At 64.8% G+C, this 20,538-nt stretch carries 17 protein-coding genes; 4 read left to right on the forward strand and 13 right to left on the reverse strand.

Going from position 1 to position 20,538, the window contains the following annotated elements; translation table 11 throughout:
- Positions 1 to 75: 75 nt before the first annotated feature.
- Both BM045_RS03955 and BM045_RS18830 read left to right on the forward strand, forming a co-directional pair.
- Complete coding sequence (locus BM045_RS03955) at positions 76 to 1,728, forward strand: sensor histidine kinase (RefSeq protein ID WP_092179837.1); 1,653 nt, start codon at positions 76 to 78, stop codon at positions 1,726 to 1,728.
- Entirely contained in the window at positions 1,725 to 1,901 is a 177-nt protein-coding gene (locus tag BM045_RS18830; RefSeq protein ID WP_170848358.1) for a hypothetical protein, read from the forward strand. The genes BM045_RS03955 and BM045_RS18830 overlap by 4 nt, the downstream gene beginning before the upstream one ends.
- A gap of 176 nt (positions 1,902 to 2,077) precedes the next feature.
- Here BM045_RS18830 and BM045_RS03960 read toward each other — a convergent pair whose 3' ends face one another.
- The 8 genes from BM045_RS03960 to ccmI all read right to left on the reverse strand — a co-directional run bounded on the left by BM045_RS03960 (position 2,078) and on the right by ccmI (position 13,167).
- Positions 2,078 to 4,960 (reverse strand): bifunctional [glutamine synthetase] adenylyltransferase/[glutamine synthetase]-adenylyl-L-tyrosine phosphorylase, encoded by a 2,883-nt coding sequence (locus tag BM045_RS03960; RefSeq protein WP_170848359.1) that lies wholly within the window; start codon positions 4,958 to 4,960, stop codon positions 2,078 to 2,080.
- A 37-nt stretch (positions 4,961 to 4,997) separates the two neighbouring features.
- Entirely contained in the window at positions 4,998 to 6,422 is a 1,425-nt protein-coding gene (locus tag BM045_RS03965; RefSeq protein ID WP_092179841.1) for a sensor histidine kinase, read from the reverse strand.
- Positions 6,423 to 6,425: 3 nt separating this feature from the next.
- On the reverse strand, positions 6,426 to 7,097 hold the full coding sequence (locus BM045_RS03970; protein WP_092179843.1) for a response regulator transcription factor: 672 nt from the start codon (positions 7,095 to 7,097) through the stop codon (positions 6,426 to 6,428).
- A gap of 222 nt (positions 7,098 to 7,319) precedes the next feature.
- Complete coding sequence (locus BM045_RS03975) at positions 7,320 to 8,861, reverse strand: Do family serine endopeptidase (RefSeq protein WP_092179845.1); 1,542 nt, start codon at positions 8,859 to 8,861, stop codon at positions 7,320 to 7,322.
- A gap of 343 nt (positions 8,862 to 9,204) precedes the next feature.
- Positions 9,205 to 9,645 (reverse strand): cytochrome c-type biogenesis protein, encoded by a 441-nt coding sequence (locus tag BM045_RS03980; protein WP_092179847.1) that lies wholly within the window; start codon positions 9,643 to 9,645, stop codon positions 9,205 to 9,207.
- Positions 9,642 to 11,615, reverse strand: a complete 1,974-nt coding sequence (locus BM045_RS03985) for a heme lyase CcmF/NrfE family subunit (protein WP_092180921.1) — start codon at positions 11,613 to 11,615, stop codon at positions 9,642 to 9,644. The genes BM045_RS03980 and BM045_RS03985 overlap by 4 nt, the downstream gene beginning before the upstream one ends.
- On the reverse strand, positions 11,612 to 12,088 hold the full coding sequence (ccmE, locus tag BM045_RS03990; RefSeq protein WP_092179849.1) for a cytochrome c maturation protein CcmE: 477 nt from the start codon (positions 12,086 to 12,088) through the stop codon (positions 11,612 to 11,614). Before ccmE ends, BM045_RS03985 begins: the two co-directional genes overlap by 4 nt.
- A complete protein-coding gene (gene ccmI / locus BM045_RS03995; protein ID WP_139198693.1) occupies positions 12,085 to 13,167 on the reverse strand; it encodes a c-type cytochrome biogenesis protein CcmI in 1,083 nt (360 codons plus the stop codon). Before ccmI ends, ccmE begins: the two co-directional genes overlap by 4 nt.
- A 123-nt stretch (positions 13,168 to 13,290) precedes the next feature.
- Between ccmI and BM045_RS04000 the strand changes: the two genes are divergently transcribed.
- Together BM045_RS04000 and BM045_RS04005 are read left to right on the forward strand one after the other, a co-directional pair.
- Entirely contained in the window at positions 13,291 to 14,352 is a 1,062-nt protein-coding gene (locus BM045_RS04000) for a hypothetical protein (protein WP_092179853.1), read from the forward strand.
- Positions 14,349 to 16,373: an FAD-dependent oxidoreductase gene (locus tag BM045_RS04005; protein ID WP_092179855.1), complete on the forward strand. Its 2,025-nt coding sequence runs from the start codon at positions 14,349 to 14,351 to the stop codon at positions 16,371 to 16,373. The genes BM045_RS04000 and BM045_RS04005 overlap by 4 nt, the downstream gene beginning before the upstream one ends.
- Here BM045_RS04005 and BM045_RS04010 read toward each other — a convergent pair.
- From BM045_RS04010 to BM045_RS04030, 5 genes are all read right to left on the reverse strand, one after another.
- The gene (locus tag BM045_RS04010) at positions 16,335 to 17,534 is read right to left on the reverse strand and encodes a hypothetical protein (protein WP_092179857.1); all 1,200 of its coding nucleotides are present in this window, start codon (positions 17,532 to 17,534) and stop codon (positions 16,335 to 16,337) included. The genes BM045_RS04005 and BM045_RS04010 overlap by 39 nt on opposite strands.
- An 84-nt stretch (positions 17,535 to 17,618) precedes the next feature.
- The gene (locus BM045_RS04015; RefSeq protein ID WP_092179859.1) at positions 17,619 to 18,095 is read right to left on the reverse strand and encodes an RT0821/Lpp0805 family surface protein; all 477 of its coding nucleotides are present in this window, start codon (positions 18,093 to 18,095) and stop codon (positions 17,619 to 17,621) included.
- A gap of 61 nt (positions 18,096 to 18,156) precedes the next feature.
- On the reverse strand, positions 18,157 to 19,533 hold the full coding sequence (locus BM045_RS04020; RefSeq protein WP_092179861.1) for a sensor histidine kinase: 1,377 nt from the start codon (positions 19,531 to 19,533) through the stop codon (positions 18,157 to 18,159).
- A 2-nt stretch (positions 19,534 to 19,535) separates the two neighbouring features.
- Positions 19,536 to 20,195 carry a response regulator transcription factor gene (locus BM045_RS04025; RefSeq protein WP_092179863.1) on the reverse strand — a complete coding sequence of 220 codons (660 nt, stop codon included), beginning with the start codon at positions 20,193 to 20,195 and terminating at the stop codon, positions 19,536 to 19,538.
- A 27-nt stretch (positions 20,196 to 20,222) separates the two neighbouring features.
- Positions 20,223 to 20,516, reverse strand: coding sequence for a hypothetical protein (locus BM045_RS04030; RefSeq protein WP_092179865.1), 294 nt, complete (start codon positions 20,514 to 20,516; stop codon positions 20,223 to 20,225).
- Positions 20,517 to 20,538 lie beyond the last annotated feature (22 nt).

A 20,538-nucleotide genomic window follows, 5' to 3' on the forward strand; every position in this document is an offset into this window, starting at 1 on the left:
GAGTCGCCATGATTCATTGTTTGTTAAGGGCAAATCGACGGGCAAATCACCCCTTTTTCAACACTGGAGACTTTTATGCGGTCGGCGGAGATATCCGGCGCCAGCGTTACCGGATTCGGTGCTGGCCAGGTCAAGGCAGATAGGCATTCCAAGGTCCGGGCCACGGCCCGCAACCGGCACTTCCAGTTCACTATTACCCCGCTCACCCAGGCCGTCGCGCTGACGGCCGTCATCGCCGCCACCCTCTTCATCCTGCATGACGCCGCCCGCAGCTTCGACGATGCCCGGCGCGAGCTGGCCATCATCGGCTCGAGCCTGGCGCGCGATATCGCTGCGCTGTCGCCGGAGCAGGCCGATGCCGTGCTGGACACCAGCAATCGCCAGTTTATCACCGTCGGCCGGGCCAGCATCATTCCGGCAGAAGTCGCGCCGCAGGGGCCAATGCTGACCGGGCTGACCCTGCCGGCTCAGCCGCATGGCGTGCTGGCGCTAGAAAGCCACCAAGCCAATGTCTGGTCGGGCATCCTTTTGCGCGGTGGCATCGCCATCGTGCTGGCCGGCCTCGTTACGCTGATGGCAGCGCGCAAGCGCCGCGACGACATGCCGGACCTCGTGCAAAGGCATAATTACAGCACGCTGGCCGCCGCCATTCCGCTCGGCGTGGCCTGCTGGACGCGCAGCGGCAAGCTGATCGTCTGCAACGAGCAATATCGCGACCGGCTGCATCTCGGCAAAGGCAATATGACCTATCAGGATGCGGTCAAAAAACTCAGCATGGGCGGCTATATCAAGCTGCTCAACGATGATGACGGCAGCCGGGTGTTGGAACTGCATCGCGAGGACGGCTCGTGCCTGTTGATCGATGAGCGGCCTTTGGGCGATGGTGCCTTCATGACGTTGATCAGCGACGTGACCGAGGCCAAGCGCACCGACACCATGCTGCATACAATCCGCCAGGAGCAGCGCCTGCTGGCCCGCCGCTATCACGAGGAAAAGCTCAAGGCCGAGGCTGCCAGCCGCTCCAAGACCAATTTCCTCGCCCATCTCAGCCATGACATCCGCACCCCACTCAACCACATCATCGGCTTTGCCGAGCTGATGCGGCACCAGACCTATGGACCGCTGGGCGATGCGCGCTATGCCGATTATGTACAGTCGATCAAGCAATCGGGCGAACATCTGCTGGCCAGCTTTGCCACCATTCTCGATCTCGCCGAACTGGAAGGCGGCCAGAAGCCACTGCGCAGCGATCCCGTCGATCTGGACGCGCTGCTCGATGGCGTGGTGCAGCGCTTCAAGGGCCAGGCCAATCGCGCCGGCGTGCTGTTCGTGCTGGGCGAGCATTCCGACGCGATCGTGCAGGGCGACCAGCTCGGCCTCGGCCGCATGGTTTCCAATATCGTCGAAAACGCCCTGCGCTTCACCCCGTCTGGTGGACAGGTCAAGCTGGCGGCTTTTGCGGCGCGCGATGGCGTGGTGATCGAGGTCACCGATACCGGCCTCGGCATGACCGAGGAACGCCTCGCCAGCCTGTCGCAGCCGTTTGCCCTGGGCGACGCCACCTTTACCCGCGAGGGCATTGGCCCGGGGCTGGGCATTTCCATCTCGCGCGCCATTGCCGAACTCAGCGGCGGGCACCTGGCCATCGATTCAACGCCGATGATCGGCACCACGGTGGCGATCTCGCTGCCGCTGGCTGGCGTGTTGGGCATGCAGGCCGCAGAATGATCAACCGGGACTGGCATGAGGCACACCGGATGCCCAAAAATGCCAATCTCGAACAGCGGGTGGAATGGCATATCGAACATGCCGAACACTGCGGCTGCCGCGAGATTCCGGACAGCGTGAAGCGGGCGCTGGAACAACGCGGCACTCCCGTGCCGCCGAGAAGAAGCGAGTAGGCTTTCTGGCATTGTGCCTAAACCTACCCCCACCCGCCCCCTTCGGGGCCACCCTCCCCACAAGGGGGAGGGATAAGAAAGACCGAGATCGCTAATCTCTCAATTCCCTCCCTTGAATGGGGAGGGTGGCCCCGAAGGGGTCGGGTGGGGTGATGGCTAAGCACCAGCTATACTGGTTACAGCCCCCGCGCCGTCTCGTACCATTTTGCCGATGCCGCACTCACCTCGGCCCGCATGGTCCTGAGGTCCAGCTCCAGCAGCTCGAAGCTCGGGTAATGCGTCAAGCCGGCCAGCAATTCCTTGAAAGCATCGGTCCAGGCTTCGTCCTTGAACGGGCTGACCAAGGCCGAGCTCATCACTTGCAGCACCGTGGAATAGATTTCGTGGATCTCGGCGAGGCGGGCTCCTTCCGGCACGAGCTTTGTCTCGGCCAGGCGGGACAGCACGCGGGCGGTCAAAGCCTGTGGCAGGCCGACGGTCTTGCCGGCCAGCAATTGAGCCGACTGGGCGATGAATTCGAGATCGACCAGGCCACCTTCGGCGAGCTTCAAATCAAACGGATGCCGCGCCGGGCGTTCCCTGGCCATCAGGCCGCGCATCGAGACGACGTCGTCGACGATCTTGCCGGCCTCGCGATGGCGCTGCATCACCTCGGCAATGGCGGCATCCACTTCATGGCCGAAGGCACCATCGGCGGCGATGACGCGGGCGCGGCTCAGCGCCAGATGTTCCCAGGTCCAGGCATTGTCGCGGTGATAGGCGCGGAAGCCGGTGATGCTGGTGGCCAGCGGCCCGGCATTGCCCGAGGGGCGCAGCCGCATGTCGGCCTCGTAAAGCACGCCTTCGCCGGTCGGCGAAGTGACGGCGGCAACGAGGCGCTGGGTCAGGCGGGTATAATAGTGATTGGTGGTCAGCGGCTTGTCGCCGTCGGACTCGGTGTCCGGGGCGTCATAGAGCAGGATGAAATCCAAGTCGGAGGTGACCGTCATCTCGCGGCTGGCCATCTTGCCGAAGGCCAGCAATGCCACCTTGCCGCCGCCCAGTCTGCCATGGCGGCGGACGAATTCGGCGCGAACGCTGTCGAACAGGCGGTTGACCAGCGTCTCGGCCAGGGCGGTGAACTGCTCCCCTGCCCCGGTGGCGCTGACCGTGCCGGAGAGCAGACCGGCGGCGATGAGGAATTTCTGCTCCTGGCCGATGATGCGGGCGCGGTCGATGATTTCCTCATAGGAGCGCGCTTCGGCGAGGAAGGCGTCGACCTTGGCGATCAGCACGTCGCGATGGGTGACGTCATTGGCAAAGGCGGGGTCGATCAGCCCGTCCATGACATGGGCACGGTGGATCACCGCTTCCGACATGCGCGGTGCCGAGGCCATCAGTTGTACCAGGAGAGTGCGCAGGTTGGCGTGGCTGCGCAGCAAAGCGAAAAGCTGCACGCCGGTGGGCAGGCGCGACAGGAAATCGTCGAATTTTTGCAGCGCTTCGTCGGCATTGCCGGCTGTGCTCAGCGTGGTCAATAGCGCCGGCAGCAATTCGGTGAGATGGGCACGGGCGGCGGCGGCGCGGGTGGCCGGATAGCTGCCATAGTGCCACTTGCGCACCGTCTCGATGGTCTTGGACGGATCGGCAAAGCCCATGGTCGAAAGCGTTTCAACCGTGCCCGGATCGTCGTCGCTGCCGGTAAACACCAGATTGCCCTCGCCAGAGCCGAGGCTTTCGCCTTCGGTGAACAGCTCGGAATAATAGCCGACGACGCGTTCGAGGGCAGCGCGATAGTCGCGCTCGAACTGTCGCAGGTCGTCTTCGCCCATCAGGCGGCCGATGACGGCCACTTCGGCAGATGAGGCGGGCATGACATGGGTCTGCTCGTCGCGCAGCATCTGCAGGCGGTTTTCGACGGCGCGCAGGAACCAGTAGGTCTGGGTCAACTCGGTTGCCGCGCGTGGCGTGATCCAGTTGGCGTCAGCCAGGGCGGCCAAAGCATGGGCAGTTGGCTTGACGCGAAGCGTTTTGTCGCGACCGCCGGCGATCAACTGCTGGGTCTGGGTAAAGAATTCGATCTCGCGAATGCCGCCGCGGCCGAGCTTGACGTTGTGGCCCTCGACGCGGATGTCACCGACATTCTTCGAAATATTGATCTGGCGCTTCATCGCCTGGATATCGGCGATGGTGGCGAAGTCGAGATGCTTGCGCCAGACATAAGGCGCCAGTTCGCGCAGGAAGGCCTCGCCGACGCGCTTGTCGCCAGCGCAGGCGCGGGCCTTGATCCAGGCGGCGCGCTCCCAGTTCTGGCCGCGGCTTTCGTAATAGGCCAGCGCGGCCTCAAAGGAGATGGCGACCGGCGTGGAACCGGGATCGGGGCGTAGGCGCAGGTCGGTGCGGAAGACATAGCCATATTGCTGGCGGTCCTCCATCAGGGTGACTAGCTTCTGCACCATGCGTGAATAGATTTTCGTGGCTTCCGACGGGTCGGCCAGCACCTGCTTTTCGAGATCGTAGAAGGCCACGATGTCGATATCGGAGGAATAGTTGAGCTCCTGCCCGCCATGCTTGCCAAGGGCAAAGATGGCAAGGCCCGAATTGGCCGCAGTGGCCTCGCTGGCGGGAATGGCGAGTTGGCCCTTTTCAGCGGCCTGGCGCATCAAAAGGTTGAGCGCGGCGTCGAGCGCTGCATCGGCGAGGTCGGAAAGGGCGGCGGTCGACTGCGCCGTGGTCCAGGCGCCGCCGGTTTCTGCCACGGCCGCCAGCAGCGCCGTGCGGCCTTTGGCGATGCGCAGTACCGGCGCCAAGGCCTCCTCGCTGGTGGCGGTACCGCCCAGCGTATCGACGATATCGATAATGTCGGTGAAGGCGCCATCGGCCGTATCGGCCAAGGTGGCGACCAGCCATTCGGCGTTGGTGCGCGCTAGGTCAAGCAGATAGGGCGCGGATTCCAGCAGCGGGCCGAGCGTTGCGCGCGAGGCGGTCAGCGTCGCCTGCTGCTCAGGGGACAATTCGGCCAGCCACGCATCAAAGCGCGGCGTGTCGATGGACGGCAGGGCATTGAGCGAGATGGTCATGGGTGAGGGATAGCGTGGCCCCGACTGCGGAGCAAGGTCAGGACCCCGGCAGGTCGACCACTGCGCGCACACCCGGCGCATTGTCTTCGACCCTAAACGTCCCGCCATGCAAGGTTGCAACCGCATTGACCAGCGACAAGCCGAGCCCCGATCCCGGTTCTGACCGGCTCTTTTCCAGCCGGACGAAGCGCTGCAGCACGCGGGTCCGCTCTTCAGCGGGAATGCCGGGGCCGTTGTCGGCGACTTCGATAAGGACCCTGCCCTCATGGCGGCGCAGGCCGACCATGATGCGCCCCTGCCCGTCGCCTTCCGGCTTGGCGTATTTCACGGCGTTTTCCAGCAGGTTGACCATGGCCTGGCCGATCAGCTCGCGATTGGCATGCAGATGCACGCCCTCGGCGATCGCCGTCTCGACCACGATGCCTTCGTCCTCGGCCACCGGGCCATAGAGCTCGGCCACATCGGCGACCACGGCGCTGACGTCGACATCGGTCAGCGCGCCCGATGGGGCACCGGCCTCGGCGCGGGCGATCATCAGTAGCGCGTTGAAGGTCTGGATCAGCCGGTCGCTTTCGGCAATGGTCGCCTCGAGAGCCCGCTCGCGGGTTTCCTCACCCGCCCCTTCGCGCAGGGCGCTCTCGGCCTGGTTGCGCAGGCGGGTCAGCGGCGTCTTGAGGTCGTGGGCAACATTGTCGGTGACTTCCTTCAGCCCCTGCAGCAGCTGCTCGATGCGGTCGAGCATGGCGTTGAGATTGGTGGCGAGGCCGTCGAATTCGTCATTGCGCTTGGTGACCGGCACGCGCTCGCTGAGATTGCCGGACATGATCTTGGTGGAGGTGTCGCGTATGGTGTCGATGCGCTGCAGCACGCGGCGGGCGGTGACGCCGCCGGCAATGATGGAAAACAGCATGATGCCGAGCACGCCGAACAGGAAGCTCTGCACGATAATGGCAGAAAAGCCGCGGCGCTCGACCACGTCGCGACCGACGACCAGGCGCATGCCATTGCTCAGCTCCACCGAGCGGACTACGGCATAGCCGGTTTTTTCCGGCCGGGGCGGGCCGCCCTGCGGGCCATCCTCGGGCGGGTCGATGAAGGGATTGGCGCGCTCATAGTCGAAGCTATAGATGCCGGGCTCGATGAGCACATTGGCCGGCACGTCGGTCACATTGCCGAGCAGGAACTGTCCCGAGGCATCGCCGAGATAATAGACGCCGGGCCCCGGCGAGGAGGCGACGCGCTGCACGGCAAAGGCCAGCGCACGCACGCCCTGGTTGGCATCGATACGCTGGAAGACGCGCACTTCGCGGTCGATGTCATTGGCCTGCTGGCGCTGGATCTGCACCGAGGACTGCCAGGTGATGAAGGCCAGCAGCAGGATGGCGAAGAGGCCGAAGATCAGGATGAACGTTGCCGTCAGCCTGACCGTGGAGGTGCGCCAGAGTTGCAGGAAGCGGTTCACGCCCTACTCACGGATCATATAGCCGGCGCCACGCACGGTCTGCAGCAAAGGGGTGGCGTGGCCCTTGTCGATCTTGGAGCGCAGGCGCGACATATGCACGTCAATCACATTGGTCTGGGGGTCGAAATGATAGTCCCAGACGTTTTCGAGCAGCATGGTGCGGGTCACCACCTTGCCGGCATTCTTCATCAGATATTCGAGCAGGCGGAATTCGCGCGGCTGCAAGAGGATAGTCTCGCCATCGCGCTCGACCTTGCGGGAGAGCCGGTCGAGCGAAAGTCCGGCGACCTCATAGGCGGTCGCGGCTTCCGAAGGGCTGGAGCGTCGCGCCAGCACTTCGACGCGGGCCAAAAGCTCGGTGAAAGCGTAGGGCTTGGTCAGATAGTCGTCGCCGCCGGCGCGCAAGCCAGTCACGCGGTCATCGACTTCGCCGAGCGCCGAGAGAATGAGAACGGGGGTTTTGTCGCCTTCGGCCCGTAAGGATTCGACGATGGAGAGGCCATCGCGGCGCGGCAGCATGCGGTCGACGATGAGAACTTCGTAATCCATGCCCGAAGCCATGGCATAACCGGTTTCGCCATCGGCGGCGTGGTGGGTGATGTGGCCGGCCTCATCGAGCGCCTGGATTAGGTAGCTGGCAGCCTCGCGGTCGTCTTCGATCAGCAGGATTTTCAACGCCGCGCTCCCATCACTCTTTACACAGACGGACGCCGCTTGGCGCGGAAGTCCGGTCCATCGTCCCCTCTCCCTGAGGGGAGAGGGACAGGGTGAGGGGTTCAGCCTCTCGGCTCAAGCCCCGAGTCTGAACCCCTCACCCCATGCTTCGCATCGACCTCTCCCCTCAGGGGCGAGGTGAGCCGCGGCCAAGTCAGTGACCTAGCCTGACCAGGCTTCGGTTTACTCGCTCAGCGGCAGGCCGATGAACGTATCATTGCCATTGCGGCTGGCCTTGACCAGGGCGGTATTGCGCCCCTGGGCCTTGACCGCGTCAAGCGCTGCTTCGAACTCTTCGAGCGAGTTCACCGGCGTATTGTTGACCTCGAGGATCGCGTCGCCAACGGCGAGACCCTTTTCAGCCGCAGCCGAGTCCGGCTTGACGTCCTGGATCAGCAGGCCACCGTTGCCATCCGAATTCGGCACGAGGCTCAGGCCGACCGAGGATTCAGCCGGCAGCGGAGCTGGCGGGGTCGGTGCGGCAGGCTCGTCATTCTGCGCCACGGCGGCTTCATTCAGCGTACCGAGCTTGACCGACACCTTGGTCTCGGCGCCATCGCGCCAGATGGTCAGTTCCACCGTCGAGTCCGGCGACTTGCCGGCAATGGTGCGGCTGAGGTCGAGCGCGTCGTCGATCTTGTCGCCATCGACGGCGGTGACGATATCGCCAGACTTGATGCCGGCTGGGCCAGCAGGACCGTCTTCAGCGATATTGCTGATGATGGCGCCCTTGGCATCGGCAAGGCCAACGCCATCGGCGATGTCACGCGACACGTCCTGGATACCGACGCCGAGATAGCCGCGGGTCACGGTGCCCGAGTCGATCAGCTGGTTGACGATGCCCTTGACCGTGGCAGCCGGGATAGCAAAGGCGATGCCAACATTGCCGCCGTTGGGCGAGTAGATGGCGGTATTGACGCCGACCACTTCACCCTTGGTGTTGAAGGCCGGACCACCCGAATTGCCGGTGTTGACGGCCGCGTCGATCTGCAGGAAATCGCCGTAGTTGGAACCGCCGATATTGCGGCCCTGGCCGGAGATGACGCCGACGGTTACGGTGCCGCCGAGGCCGAATGGATTGCCGACGGCAACGACCCAGTCACCAACACGGCTCTGCTCGGTTTCGAAATTGACGAAGGGCAGGTTCTCGCCTTCGATCTTGACCACGGCGAGATCGGTGCGTTCGTCGGTGCCAACGATGGTAGCGACCTTTTCGGTGCCGTCATCGAACACCACCGTTACCTTGGTGGCGTTTTCGACGACGTGATTATTGGTGACGATATAGCCGTCAGCCGAAATCACGAAGCCCGAGCCGGCTGCCATGAACTGGCGCGGTGGTGGGGCTTCACGCTCAGCGCCGCCGGGTGCGCCGGGGCCACCGCGATTGCCGAACTGGTTGAAGAAGTCCTGGAAGGGATGACCTTCAGGCAGATCGGGGAAATTGAAATTGAAGTCACCGCCGCGGCGCTGCACCTGTTCGGCGCTCTCCTCGGCTTCGACCAGGATGGAGACCACGGCGGGCTTGACAGCCTCGACGAGGTCGCCAAAGCCGGCATGCGGCTGGACGGTTTCGGGCACGATGATCTGCGCGGCGTTCTGCACCTGGGCATTGGCCGCCTGGCCGGTCATGACGAAAGCGGTCGAAACACCGCCGATACCCACCAGCAGCGCCAGGGCGGATGCCCCGAGCAGGCTTCTGGTACGCTTCAGAATGGATGGGCGCATTAAGAGGATCTCCTTCGGCAAGCCCTCAACAGCTTGTGGGCCTAGGTATGGAATGCGCCGCCTTTCTAGGAAGTTGCGCCAACATTAAACCTTGGCAATGTTGGTGGCGCGATTGCGGCGGGGATTGTGGTGCGATTGGGATGGCAGGCCCAAGGCCGGCAGCGCTCAAATGGGAGAATGGTGGCTAACCATCACCCCACCCTCAATCGCTCCCTATTCAGGGGAGGGAAGCCCGCGCTCCGCGTACTCGATGCCTCTTATTCCTCCCCCTTGTGGGGAGGGTGGCCCCGAAGGGGTCGGGTGGGGGTATGAGAGCCCCGATGCAAGTGCTGTCTCCGGAGGCCTACTTCAGCTCGTCCAACGCCGCCTGCTCTTCCGCACTCAGGCCAGCCGTCACCACGCGCTTCTTGCGGGCCAATACTAACAGCGTCCCCAGCCCGACCAGCAACAGCCCCGGCGCGGCGATCCACAGCAGCAGCGTATGATTGTTCAGCCGTGGATTGAGCAGGACATATTCGCCGTAGCGGTCGACGAGGAACTGCCGCACCGCCTCGTCGCTGTCCCCCGCCACCAGCCGTTCCCGCACCAGCACGCGCAGGTCTTTGGCCAGGTCCGCATCGCTGTCGTCGATCGACTGGTTCTGGCAGACCAGACACCGCAGGCCGGCTGAAATATGGCGGGCGCGCTGTTCCAGTACCGGATCGGGCAGCACTTCGTCGGGGCTTAGCGCCGCGACGGGCGAGACCAGGCAGAGGACCAGCAGGAGCGCGCGGAGCCAGGTCATTCGGCCGGGCTCGCGACGGGTTTGCGAGCGCGTTGCGGGGCGCCGACGCGCAGCTTGCGGTCGGTCAGCGAGACCACGCCGGCCAAGGCCATCAGGATGGCGCCGAGCCAGATCAGCGTGATGTAGGGCTTGTGCCAGATGCGCACGACATGAGTGTCGTCGAGCGGTTCGCCGAGCTGCAGATAGAGCTGGGAAAAGCCATAGGTCTCGATCGCCGCCTCGGTGGTCGGCATGCCGCTGGCCACATAGGTGCGGCGATCGGCCAACATCTGTCGCGTGCCGCCATCGGGCGCAGTCACGGTGAAATGGCCCTCATCGGACAGATAGTTCGGCCCCGGCACCTGCTGGAAGTCGTCAAAGGCCACGACATAGCCAGAGAGCTCAGCCGTCTCGCCCGGGTTGAGCGTGGTGACCAGCTCTGTCTCCCATGCCGTGGTGGCGACAATGCCCAGCACCGTGACGCCCATGCCGAAATGCGCGAGAGCGGTCGAGAAGGCCGTGCGCGGCAGGCCGACCAGCCGGCGCCAGCTTTCGCGCAGCGGGATCTTGCCCAGCCTGGAGCGATCGACCAGTTCGGCAATGGCGCCGAAGGCCACCCAGAAGCCGAGCAGCAGGCCGAGCGGCGCGAGCGAGATCGAGACGCCGCCCAGCGCCGAGATCAGGATGGTAGCAAAGATAGCCAGAGCCGCAGCACCGATCAGCCGTTGCGCCGCACCGATCACATCCGCCCGCTTCCAGGCCAGCAGCGGCCCGAAGGGCAGCACCAGCAGCAGCGGCGCCATCAGGGCTCCGAAGGTCAGGTCAAAAAAGGGTGCACCCACCGAAATCGTCGTGCCGGTCAGTGCATCGAGCAGCAGCGGATAGAGCGTGCCGACCAGCACCGCGCCAACCGCCGTGGCGAGGAACAGGTTGTTGAGGATCAGCGCGCCTTCGCGGCTGACCGGCGCAAACAGGCCGCCCTGCCGCAGCGAGGAGGCCCGGAAGGCGAACAGCGCAAAGGCGCCGCCGATCACCAGCGCCAACAGCGCCAGAATGACCATGCCGCGCGTCGGATCGCTGGCGAAAGTATGCACCGAGGTCAGGATTCCGGAGCGAACAAGGAAGGTGCCGAGCAGCGACAGGCTAAAGGTGATGATGGACAGAAAGATCGTCCAGATTTTCAGCGCATTGCGCTTTTCCATCACCAGCGCCGAATGCAGCAGCGCCGTGCCGGCTAGCCAGGGCATGAAGCTGGCGTTTTCCACCGGATCCCAGAACCACCAGCCGCCCCAGCCGAGTTCGTAATAGGCCCAGTAGGAGCCCATGGCGATGCCGAGGGTGAGAAAGATCCAGCTCAGCATGGTCCAGGGCCGCACCCAGCGCGCCCAGGCCTGGTCGATACGACCGGAGATCAGCGCGGCAATGGCGAAGGAAAAGCAGATCGAAAAGCCGACATAGCCGGCGTAGAGCAGCGGCGGATGGATGGCGAGGCCGATATCCTGCAGCACCGGATTGAGGTCATTGCCCTGCATCGGCGCCGGGAAAACCCGCTCAAAGGGGTTCGACGTAAAGAGGGTAAAGCCGGAAAAAGCCGCCGTGAGCAGGCTCTGCGTCGCCAGAACCAGCGCCAGCAGATCATCGGGCAGGCGCCGGCCAAAGGCCGCGACCATGGCGCCGAAGGACACCAGGATGAAGATCCAGAGGACCAGCGAGCCCTCATGATTGCCCCAGACGCCGGAGATCTTGAAGATCAACGGCTTCAGCGAATGGGAATTGTTGACCGCCAGCAGCAAGCTGAAGTCGGACGTGACGAAGGCCTGGATCAGCGCAGCGAAAGCCACTGCCACTAGCACGAATTGCAGCACCGCGCCCTGGCTCAGCACCAGCGCGATCCGCTGGCCGCTTCGCCAATAGGTGTAACCGCCCACCGTCGAGACAGCGGCAATGGCAAAGGCCAGGATGAGGGCGAAGTGACCGAGTTCTATGCTCACGGCGTTGCCGTCTCCGGCCGCCATTCGCCCTGCGCCTTCAGCGCATCGACGACTTCCTTGGGGATATAATTTTCGTCATGCTTGGCCAGCACATTGGTGGCGGTGAAGCTGCCATCGGGCTCCATGCGGCCCTCGGCCACCACGCCCTGCCCTTCACGGAACAGGTCGGGCAGGATGCCGGTGTAATGGGCGACGATGTCGGTGGATGTATCGGTCACCGTGAACGTGTTGTCCTGGCCCGCGCGGGTCCAGCTGCCGTCCTTGACCAGCCCACCGAGGCGGATCGGCGTGCCGGCTGCAACCTCGCGGGCGATGACGTCCGACGGCGAATAAAAGAACACGATCTGGTCGCGCAGGGCCACCAGTACCAGCGTGGTGGCCAGCGCCAGCACGAGACCGAGCCCGGCAATCGTGGCCAGCCGCTTTTGCTTGCGCGACCAGCCTTTCTTGCGGACGGTTGCGGACATGCTCATGGCTCAACTCCATTCAGCGTCAGACCGGCGCCGAGCGCCAGCGTATCCATTTCACCGCGATCGAAGGCCTGGGGGTAGGCCGTGACCGCGTCATCATAGGCCGCCTGCGCGCTATCCGTCTCGCCCAGCACCAGATAGGCGCGGATCAGCTGGGTCCATTCCTCGACATTGCCGCCATCGGAGGACAGGCGCTCAGCGAGACCACTGACCATTTGCGCAATCGCAGCCGACTCGGCCTCATTGGCCGGCGCCACACCGCCATTCTGCGCCACGGCGAGGCCTTGCTGTGCCGCTGGCAGCCAGGGCTCGCCACCCCTGGACAGGGCCAGGGCTTCCTGCCAGGCGCTGGCCGCCGCCGGATAATCCTCGGCCCGGGTCAATTCGGCGGCGATGTAGAGCCGCGATAGCACGTGGGTGGGATCGGAGGCCGCAGCGGCGCGCAGCAGCCTCATCGCCTCGGGCGAACCGGCGCCATCGGCGGCCAGCATCAGAGCTTCGGCAAGGCTGGTCTGCAGGTCCGCCGTCGGGCCGCTGAGTTCGATGATGCGGCGATAGGCGCGGGCGGCATCGCCATAGCGCGCCAGTTCGAGATAGGCGGGTGCAATCACCGTCCAGCCGCGCAGGTCATCGGGATTGGCGGTGAGCTGGCTTTCGATACGGGTGATGGCGTCTTCGAGATCGATCGACTGTGCTGCGAGCTCCGGCCGGCTGGCCAGCGGCTGGCTGGGCAGATTCGGACTGCCGAGCGCCGCATAAAGGCCCAGGGCCACGGCGGCGACACCGGCGAGGCCAATCAGCAATGGCGCCTGGCCCAGACCCTTGGCGCTGGTGATAGCGGGACCGGCTTCAGCCTTGAGACGGAGGATTTCTCGCGCCAATTCGCCCTTGGCAGCCTGGGCCTCGCCCTCGCCCAGCTTGCCGGCCGCGAGATCGGCATCGATCCCGGCCAGCACGAGGCGAAAATGGCTGTTGGCATCCTCGGTTTGGGGCATAGCCGCGTTGACGCGCCGGCCCGCTGCGTAGAACAGTGCAGCGCAGGCAATGGCGGTAATGGCGATGGCGATAGACCAGAAAAGCATGGGCCCTGGATGCTTGACGCCGCCCTGCGGCAAGAGGTTGCCATCTATAGCCGCAATGCGGCGAAAAACCACCAAAACACGCGATCGTCAGCCGGACGCATTGCCACAGGCGATCCGCCGGTCATGAGCCTGAAAAACGCCGACTTTGTTATCATCGGCTCAACGCCGCTGGCCCGGCTGGTCGCGGGGCTGCTAGCCTCTGTGCATGGCAAGGCAGTCGTGTTTGCCGGTGAGAGCCACGCCGGCTACCACCTGCCACGCGGCATGGATCTCTCAGTAGCGCCGATCACGCGGCCGGAAACCTGGGACCTGCTGAAGCCTCTGGTGGCCGAGATGCTGAAACTGCTTCCCCGCATCGGCGCCCGCGGCAGCTGGTCGCGCGTGGATCCTGTGCTGTTCGCCGAGGCCGCAGCCGGCAAGGAAGCGCTGGCCCATATCCGCCACATGGCGCTGGCCTTCCGCCATGGCGCCGAACCGGTCGGCGAAAAGGCGCTTGGGCCCCGCCGCGAAGGCGTGATCCTGCGCGACGCCATCTTGCTGCACCGGCCAAGGTTGGAGGCTGCGCTCGACCACTGGCTCGACAAGCTAGAAGTGCACCGGATGGCACCTGTGGAAACGCTGACCATGCACCCCGACGGCAGCGCCGAATTACACTCCGGCGACCAGCGCATGGCCATCACCCAGACCGTGCTGGCCGATGACACGGCCCTGCTACACCACCTGCCGATCGCCCAGTGGCCCAGCCTGCTGCAGCGGCAGGTGACCAGCACCATCGTCACCGAACCGACAAAACCCTTGGCCGCGCCGGTCATGCTGCAGCTCGATGCGGGGCTCGCGCTGGCGCAACAGCCCGGCCGCGGCATTACCGCCATCGGCGCCGGCCGCATCGACCCTTTCGCCGCCCGCCTCGGCGTGCTGCTCGGCCGCGCGCACGACTTCCGCCAGGCCGGCCAGTTGCAATATGAACGCATCGCCACCAGCGACAGCGCCCCCGCCGTTGGACGGCTCGGCGCCACCGGCCCGGATGTGCTGGCCGGCCTTGGCCCGACCGGCGCCTTTTTCGCGCCTGCCATTGCCCGCTGGCTGTCCGGCGTCGCTAACCCGGCGGAAAACGCCTGGTTCGGCGCAAGGCTGGTGGATCGCCAGATCGCGCCATCGCTGGTCGCCGAGGTGACCAGCCCATGAAGCTCCACTCCGCCCGCCTCGGCACCGGCCATCTGCTCTCTGGCAGCGCCATTGATCGCAGCCGTCCCATCCAGTTCCGCCTCGACCGCCGCGTCATCCACGGCTTTGCCGGCGATACCGTCCTCAGCGCCGTCCTCGCCTCCGGCATCGACACCGCCGGCCACCGCGACGGCCAACCCATCGCCCTCACCAGCCGCCACGCCCCCTCCATAGCCCCATCCGTACAGGCCAAAGACCCACACGCCGCCCTGCCGATGGAGCGTACGCAGGCGCATGATGGCGCCGACTACGTCACCCTCGCCCCGCGCCTCAAGCGCAACCTTCCTACACGCCTGCTAAAGCGCGACAGTCATTCGCTCCATCTCGACCTGGGTGCCTCCGACGCCCTCACCCGCCCCTGGCTCGGCAGGCCGGGCGACCCCGGCCCCACCGGCGACCTGGTGGTGATCGGCGGCGGTGTCGCCGGCATGTCAGCCGCTCTGGCCGGCACCAAAAACGGGCTGCGGGTTCTACTGCTGGAAGCCTCAACCCGCCTCGGCGGACACGCCCGGCTGTTCGGCACCATGGAGGGCGAGGAAACGCCCGACGCGGCGATCACCCGCCTGACGCAGGCCGTCGCCGCATCGAGCAAGATCACCACCCTCACCAGCGCCGAAGTCTTTGCCCTCCGTCCCGGCAAGCTCCGCCTGCATCAGGTCGAACTGTTGGATGGCGTGCCGCGCGGCCGCGTGCTCGACGTCACTGCCCCGCACATCATCCTCGCCACTGGCGCATTCGAACGCCTGCCGGTGTTCTCCGGCAACCGCATGCCCGGCGTCATCGGTTCGCTGGAAGCTTTCGACCTGGCACAGCTTTACGGCATCTGGCCCGGCCAGAGCGCTGTGCTCGCCACCAGTTCCAGCCCCGCCTATCGCCTCGCCCTGATGGCGCGCGACGCCGGCATCACACTGCAGCGCATCCTCGATTCCCGCCCACAGCCGCAGTCCCGCTTCATCGAATTCGCCAAGGCTTATGGCATCACCCAGGCCGCCGGCACGATTACCGGCTCCGTCGCCCCAGCGCCCAAAACTCGCCGCCTCACGGTGACGCCACAACTGGCGCTGGACGGCTTTTCGTCGGCAGAAACGTCGATTGAAACCGACCGCCTGATCGCCAGCGGCGGCTGGCAGCCTGACCTCACCCTCTGGCACATGGCCGGCGGCGAAAGCCTCTGGAAAGCGGCCAGCGCCCGCCTCGAACCCACCACCGCGCCACCCGGCATCGCTCTCGCCGGCAGCGCCGCCGGCTGGCTCACACGCGCCGCCTGCCTCGCCAGCGGCACCCAGGCCGTGCAGCACCGGCTCGGCAAGGAGACCAAGCCTGTCGTCGATACCCTGATCGATCCGCTCTACGAGACGCCCGACGCCGCCGCGCCGATCGGCACGCCACCTGACGAGACCAGCCAGCCCGCCTATCTCGACGGCGGCCGCGGCTATCTCGCCCGGCCTCGTCACCTGCCAAGCCGTTGGCCCAACTGGCTGCCATTCGCAACGAGACCCGAGGTCTGGTCGCTCGCCGATACACCGCATCCCCTGGATATCGCCGAAATCGCCGCCGGCGTGCAGCTCGGTATTTTGCCAGCCACTAGCGCCGGCATCGTGGCCCAGGAGCGCGTCGCCATGGTCGGCGTGGATGTCGAAGAACTTGCGCCGCCGGACAAGAGCCCCCTGCCCTTGCCGCCACCCTATCTGCTCGGCCGCTACGCCAATGCCAGCCTGTTCGTCGTCGCCCCAAGCGAGCAACGCCTGCTCAGCCCGGGCAGCCTGATCCACATCGATCCGGACTCAGCGGACCCGCTCAACGCCATCGGTGTCGTGGTTCGCATAATGGATGGAGCCGCCATCGCCCTCGTCATCGGCACAACTGGCCAGACCGCAAGCCTCCGCGAACCGGGCCGAGTGATCCCGATCCGGCTGGTCGCAGCTTACAGCGAAGGCATGGATTTAGCCGCGGCGCTCGGCGGCAGCGCGAGCCCGCTTTAGCGTTTCGGCATATTCGGGGTTGAAGCGCACTTCGGCCATCTTGATCCCGGCATCGAGCCGCGCGCCGGTATTGCTGTCGCTCGGGTTCTGCCGGATCAGGTCGAGATTGCGCTGCACATGCAGTTCCAGCGCTTCCCCGCTCTGGCTCCAGGCCTGGTCGAACAGGGCGTTTAGCGCCAGCGAGTCGCGGCATTCGCGAATGGTCACCAGCAGATACATGCCGTTGATAGCCGCCAGTATGCGGTCATTGTCGAGCCGATCGCTGCCCTCGCGCCCCTTGCGCAGCGACTGGTTGATATCCGACACCACATCGCGGAGGCGCGGCTCGATGCGGTCCGACACTTGCTTGGTGACGGCCGAAAGGATCATCGCCCAGCGGCTGCCGCGGGCAAATTCGATATAGCCGGTCAGCGAGCGCACCAGCCGGTGGAAGCGGTCGAGGCTGCGGCAGATCAGGTCGATATCGGCAAATGGCCCCATCGGCTGCAGCACGAACAGCTGGTTCTGCGCATGCGCCAGAATGGCTTCGATGATCGGGGTAAAGCCCATGCGGATCACCGCGGCTTCGGTGGCATTGCCGCTGAGCTTGATGATCGCCGTGGCCAGCCGCGTCGGATTGGCAATCTGCGGCAGCGCGGCATGAAACAGCAGCGCCGACAGCGCCGGGTCTTTAAGCGGCATGGACTGCAGCGCGGCGCCAATCGCTGCGTCGTCGGTCATCGCATTGATCGCCTTGCCGAAAGCCTGGGCCTTGCCCAGCAGGGCCCGGCTGCGCAGCGCCAGCACAATGCCGGGCAGCGCATCGCGGGCTTCCAGACTGCCTAGGGTGGCGCGCAGGCGGCGATCTTTTTCGGGATCGGCGGCAGCGGTCTCGATCCCCGCCTTCATGCGCAGCAGCATCTCGGGCATGATGGCTTCGAGTTCGGCCGAGGTATAGCTGCCATCGGCCAGCCGTTCGGCGTCAATCAGTTCAGGCGCCAGATCGCGCGCTGCCCAAGTCCAGGCGGCCTCGGCATGGCTACGCGAAATTGAGCCTGGAAAGGAAAACTGCAGCGGATCCTGCACCAGGACGAGGTCTAGCGCACCAGCGAATGGCCGAACGATTGTCCGGCCAGTGCGGCGGGTCAGCGAGGTGTCGGATTGGGTGGCAGCTTGAGACATACACACGGCAGAATTGGAGGACCTATCCTAAAACCCTATAGGTCTTAGGTAAACAATCCATTCCTGCCGTGCAGATCAGTGGGATCAGGCAGCGCCGTTGACGACCGCCCAATTGCCGTTCTGCTCGCGGCAGGCGGTGCCTTTTTTTATGTACTCAGAACCATTTGCCTTCACCGTATGAGTGAAGTCGCGGCAGTCGAGATTGTTGACGCGGACATAGGGACCGACCGCCACCGAGCCGGTGGTGCCCTTGTCGCCGGTCCAGGCACGCGGAGCGCCGGGGCGGCCGAACTGCAGCGCATAAAACTGGGCGCTGTTGGCCTGGGCGGAGTCATTGGCCGTCATCGCGGTCAGCGCTGCCGCATCGACGAAACCGTTCGAGACGCTGGTCGTCAGCAGCGCCTGCTGCGTCGTCTGCGCCGGGGTCGGCACCAGCGGCTGGGCGATCACCGGGGTCGCCACCATGGGTGCCGAACTCGCCACCTGGGTCGGGCCGGTGCTGGAGCAGGCAGCCAGGGTCAATGCAAGCAAGGGCGTAGCGATAAGGGCGATGCGGTTCATGAGTGTGCGTTCTCTTGGGCGGATAGAGTGGCTCTTGTTGTCGTAATGCGGCGAAAGTGCGTCAGGTTGCGTTGGGTCGCGCCATGCTGCCCAACCGGGCGGTCGGCAGGCGCAACTCCACCAGCAGGCCGCCCAGCGCCGAACGCTTGAGCCGCAGGCTGCCGCCATACACATCTACCAGTTCCTTGACGATATCGAGCCCCAAGCCGCTGCCGGGCGTTTTCTCGTCCAGCCTGACACCGCGGCGCAACACTTTTTCGGCGTCGCTGTCGGAAAGACCCAAACCATTGTCATCAATACGGATCAGCAACAGCGTGCCGGTATCGCTGCGCTCGGCATCGAGCCGCACGCCGACCTGCCCCTTGGACCATTTGCAGGCATTGTCGAGGAGGTTGCCGGCCATTTCCTCAAGATCGGCCTCGTCGCCACGGAACCAGGGCAGCGAGGCATCCGGCCGCTGGAAGGCTACGGTCACCTCGGGATGGATCTTGCGCATCACCCGGGTCAGCCGCAGCATGATCATGGTGGCGTCGGATTTCTTGCCGACCACCGAGGTGCGCGCCGCAAGGCGCGCCCGTTCGAGATAGGTGGCCACCATGGTGCTCATCTTTTCGCTTTCGCTGAGCACCACCTCGGCCAGAGCGCCCTTCTTGGTGGCGGCCTCATTGCGCAGCACGGCGATCGGCGTTTTCAGCCCATGCGCCAGATTGCCCACCTGGTTACGCGCCCGCTCGATGATTTGCGCATTGGAGCGCAGCAGTTCGTTGACCTCTTCGGCCAGCGGCGCAATTTCGCGCGGATAGGTACCGGCGACGGTGACACTCTCGCCCTCGCGCACGCTTTCGATGGCGCGGCTCAGCTTGGAAATCGGGCGCATGGCGAAGCGGGCGACGATGGCGCTCATGATGGCCAGCATGACACCCACTGCGCCGAGCACGATAAAGGTCTGGCCACGGAAGTCGCTGACCAGTTCGAGGATTTCGCTGAGATTGCCGGTGACCACGATCTGGTAGCTGTTGGGCGCCACCGTCACCGTGCGCTCGACCACCCGCATCTGCGTGCCGAAGGCGTCATCCATGATGGCACTGCGCCGGGCCCGGCTGTCGGGCGGCCCCATCAGCACCGGCAGGTCGATGCCCACCGCCGAGGTCGAAAGATTATACAGCGTACCATCGGCACCGCGGATCGCCCAATACCAGCCCGAGCGCGGGCGGTCGAAGCGCGGATCGGTGAGGGCAATGGCGCTGCTGGTCGGATCGCCGGTTTCCAGCAGCGAGCCGGTCAGGCTCTCGACATGAAAATCCAGCGATTCCGCCAGCGAGGTATCGAGCGCACGGGAATACAGATCGGTCAGCAAAAAGCCCGTCGCCACCAGCGCGACCACCAGCCAGCCGGCCGACAGCCAGAACAGATTGACGGCAATGGAGCCCTTACGCACGCCTAATCCTCGGCGATCTGGTAACCCAATCCCCGGACGGTCTGGATGCAATCATCTGGCAATTTTTTGCGCAGCCGGCCGACAAAGACTTCGATCGTATTGCTGTCGCGGTCGAAATCCTGATCGTAAAGATGCTCGGTCAGCTCGGTGCGCGAAATCACCTTGCCTTTGTGATGCATCAGATAGCTCAACAGGCGCAATTCGTGGCTGGTCAGCTTCACCGACTGGCCATCCACCGTCACCTTGCCCGAGCGCGAATCCAGTCGCACCGAACCCGAAACGATCTCGTTGGAGGCCAGCCCAGCCGCCCGCCGCACCAGGGCGCGAATGCGGGCCAGCACTTCTTCCATGTGGAAAGGCTTGGCCACATAATCGTCGGCGCCGGCATCAATGCCCTGCACCTTGTCGCTCCAGCGATCGCGCGCCGTCAGCAGCAGCACCGGCGTCGTCTTGCCCGCCCGGCGCCATTCCTCCAGCACCGACAGGCCATCCATCCGCGGCAGGCCGATATCAAGCACGATGGCGTCATAGGGTTCGGTGTCGCCGAGGAAGTGCCCCTCCTCGCCATCGAATGCCACGTCCACCGCATAACCGGCTTCGGTCAGCGCTTCCTTGAGCTGGCGATTGAGATTGGTATCGTCTTCGACAACCAGAATGCGCATTGATGCCCCCAGCCCTTGCGGCTTCCTCTATTGTGCGCTGACAGTAATATTCTGTGCAGTGCCGTCGGCACTCAGAATACCGACAATCCAGACATATCCGCCACCGTCCTGGCAAAGGCGAAAATTCAGAATCTGATCGGCACTATAGCCTGCTGCGGCCACGGCATCATACTGGCTGATAATCTGTCCGGCACTGATCAGCGCCTGGATTTCAGCCGAATTGTCGATGCAGGCCTGCGCCATGGCACCGCCCGTCGCGGCAAGACCCAGCATCAGCGCCACAGCGACCGACGTCAGCAATTTGAGGAACAAGGTTTTCATGACAGCACCTTAGGGCCAGGTT

It is taken from the genome of Devosia sp. YR412 (genome assembly GCF_900110945.1).
In the GTDB taxonomy this organism is placed as follows: Bacteria; Pseudomonadota; Alphaproteobacteria; order Rhizobiales; family Devosiaceae; genus Devosia.